General features: G+C 37.0%; 2 protein-coding genes. Both read left to right on the plus strand.

Annotation, left to right across the window (positions count from 1 at the left end; all coding sequences use genetic code 11):
- Window positions 1-727: DUF4846 domain-containing protein (locus HRT72_08465; GenBank protein ID NQY67739.1), on the plus strand; the 727-nt coding region annotated here is incomplete at its 5' end.
- 128 nt (window positions 728-855) lie between these two features.
- Window positions 856-3,764, plus strand: a 2,909-nt coding sequence (locus tag HRT72_08470; GenBank protein ID NQY67740.1) for a hypothetical protein, incomplete at its 3' end; no start/stop codon positions are given.

A 3,764-nucleotide genomic window follows, 5' to 3' on the forward strand; every position in this document is an offset into this window, starting at 1 on the left:
GACAAGAATTCTTCCTCCAGAAAATTTTGTCCGTGCTAAGGTCGGGGAGAATTCATTCGGTCAATTTTTACGGGCACTTCCTTTAAAAGAACATAATGCACCAGTTCTGTATTATGATGGTACAGAAAAAGGAAACGACGACGTTTATGTGGCGGTTGTGGATTTAGCGATAGGCAGAAGAGATCTTCATCAATGTGCAGATGCTGTAATGCGACTGAGAGCAGAATATCTATGGAAGGAAAAACGCTATGCCGATATTCATTTCAATTTCACCAATGGATTTAGAGTTAATTATAGTGAATGGATGGAGGGAAAAAGAATTGTCGTTGAAGGAAACAAAGCCTATTGGAGGAAGAAATATTCACCGTCAAATTCCTATCAAGATTTCTGGAAATATATGGAAGTTATTTTTAGCTATGCGGGAACACTTTCCTTGTCGAAAGAGTTATTGCCAATTGAAATTAAGGAGATAAAATCGGGAGATGTATTTGTATATGGCGGGTCGCCGGGACATGCAGTTATTGTAGCGGATGTAGCAATTAACCCGGTTACTAAAGAGAAACTATTTCTGCTTGCTCAAAGTTATATGCCAGCTCAAGAAACACATATTCTCGTTAATCAGAATAACGATTTGCTTTCACCGTGGTATTCAGTTGCCGATATGGATATTGAATTATATACACCTCAATGGACATTCAGTTCAAATGAATTAATGCGTTTTGAATAATCTTTTTGATCCAATGTTGTGTCTCAATTTCTTTCATAGAATCGTTGGTTTTTACCACGGAATTAAGTTTAGAACACACATTTTAAGTAACTTGAACTCCTTAGAATAAATCAAATAAGAAAGATAAAATGAGAAATTGGAATAATTGGATTTACGCGTTTATAATACTGTGTATTGTTGGGTGTAGTGATTCATGCAACGAAAAAGAAAAACAAATTGATCCAGCGTTTACAGGGTTTATTTCTGCCTTTACATCGGGTGTGGTATCGAATCAATCTTCCATTACTATTAGGCTGGTTAAAGACGTTCAGGATATTGATGTTTCGAAACCAATTGATAGGTCATTGTTTAGTTTTTCACCGGAGATAGAAGGTGAGGCATACTGGATTAATAGCAGAACTATTGAATTTAAGCCAGCCTCTAAACTGCAATCAGGAATATTGTATGAGGTAGATTTCTTTCTTTCTAAGTTAATGGATGTGCCAAATAAGCTGGAGACACTAACGTTCAATTTCCAAACTATAAAGCAAGCTATTTTCATCCACTATGAAGGTATGGAGGCTTATGACCCATTAGATCTTGGGTGGCAAAAGGTGAAAGGAGTCTTTCAAACAGCTGATTTTGCCAACGATGAGGAAGTCGAGAAATGCTTAGCAGCTGTTCAAAAAGGAAAGGATTTGTTCTTGAGTTGGGAGCACTCTGCAGATGGTAAAAATCACAGTTTTAGAGTAGATAGTGTAAGTCGTACGGAAGATGCAGGTGAGGTTATTCTACAATGGGATGGGGACGGAATCGAGGTTGACTTGGATGAAGAGTTAGTTGTTGAAGTCCCTGCTCTCGGTGATTTTAAAGTTTTAATAGTTAATACATATCAGCAGCCTGAGCAATACGTAAGTATTCAGTTTTCCGATCCTTTAAAGATGGGGCAAGATTTGAGAGGACTTGTTCATCTTAGTACCAGTACAGAACTCAATTTGATAATAGAAGGAAATGAGATTCAAGCTTTTCCAAGAACAAGACAAGCTGGTGATGTTAAGTTAGTTGTAGAGCCGGGGGTTAAGAACTCCATGAGCTATGAAATGAAAGATCAGGTGACTGAGCAATTGGTCTTCACTAACATAAAGCCTGCTGTAGAATTGTTGGGTGAAGGAGTGATAATTCCTGCGACAGATGATAAAATTGTTTTCCCTTTCAAAGCTGTTAATATAAGTGGAGTTAATGTTAGGGTTGTTAAAGTATTTGAAAATAATATCCCTCAGTTTCTTCAAGAGAATCGTTTAGATCAACACCGAGAAATGCGACGTGTTGGGCGAGTGGTATATAAAGGAGAGGTAAATCTAACTTCAGAGGATAATATAGATTTTGGAAGATGGAATAATTTTTCACTTGATTTATCCAAACTGATTAAGACAGAACCTGGAGCAATTTATAGAGTGTCTTTATCATTCGATAAAAAACATTCACTATACACTTGTATATCAGAAGAAGGTGAGGATGAGGAGGATCTTACTTCTTTTTCTCTAATAGATCAAGAAGAAGTATACTACGATAATGTTAAGAGTGGCTACTATTATTTCTATAATGGCTATTATGATAACAATGAGTCTTTCAATTGGCGTGATCGGGAAGATCCTTGTAAAGGCTCCTACTTCTTACATAATTCGCACACTGTATCTCGAAACGTTTTAGCTTCAAATCTTGGAATAATTGTGAAAGGCGGTAATAGTAAAAAACTACACATCGCGATTACTGATTTAAAAACAACAGAACCGCTTTCGGGTGTGACGGTTGAATTGTACAATTACCAACAACAACTAATTACAGAGGCATCGACTAATTCCGATGGGATGATTGAAATCGAACCAGGAAGGCGTCCGTACTTACTTATAGCAAAAAGTGGTGATCAAACTGGGTATTTGAGATTGGACGATGGATCGGCTCTTTCGTTAAGTATGTTTGACATTGGAGGCAGTGTAAACAAACAAGGTGTAAAAGGATTTATTTATGGAGAACGAGGTGTTTGGAGACCAGGTGATTCTCTATTTCTCTCTTTCATTTTAGAAGATCAAAACGAGTTTATTCCACCAACTCATCCAGTGATTTTTGAATTGTATACTCCCGAAAGTCAGTTGTATCTTAGAACGATTAATTCTTCACCTGTCAACGATTTTTATGATTTTACTACGGTAACGGATCGAGATGCACCAACGGGAAATTGGTTGGCTAAAGTTAAAGTCGGTGGGTCAACTTTCTCCAAGACAATCAAAATCGAGGCGATTAAGCCAAATAGATTAAAAATCAGTTTAGATTTTCATACAGATTTATTGATTGATACGGAAAAGCCAGAAGGGGCTCTTGAGGTGAAATGGTTGCATGGTGCAATTGCTCGGAATCTGAAAACGAAAATAGAGGCTACTTTAACGCAAACCAGAACGACTTTTAAAAAGTACCCAGATTATGTTTTTGATAATCCGGCTAAAACCTTTCAATCGGAAGAGTTTTCAGTTTTTGATGGTTTGATTGATAATTTTGGACGTGCTAAAGTGATACCTAAGTTTCAAGTAAAGTCGCACGCACCTGGTATGTTAAAAGCCAGTTTTAGTATTAGAGCTTTTGAAAAAGGTGGTGATTTTAGTGTTGATAGATTCAGTATCCCTTATTCTCCATATAGAGGTTATGTTGGGTTGAAGGTTCCTGAAGGTGAAGGTTGGAATGGGGCATTGTTTGTAGATAAGCCAAATTTAATTCCTATCGTTACTGTTAATGAGCAAGGGAAACCTGTGGATGTGGAAGATCTTGTAATAGAAATATTTGAGATTAACTGGAGATGGTGGTGGGAAAGATCTTATGATGATGCAATAGGGAATTACGTTGCGAATAGAAAAAGGAACTTAGTTAAAACGGACGTAATTAGTACGAAAGATGGAAAGGCATTGTATGAGCTTAAATTGGATAAAGAGTTCTGGGGAAGAATGTTTATTCAGATTAAAGACAAGAAAACTGGGCATAGTGTTGGAGAAACTTTCTACGCAACATA

The organism is Flavobacteriales bacterium (assembly GCA_013214975.1).
In the GTDB taxonomy this organism is placed as follows: Bacteria; Bacteroidota; Bacteroidia; order DT-38; family DT-38; genus DT-38.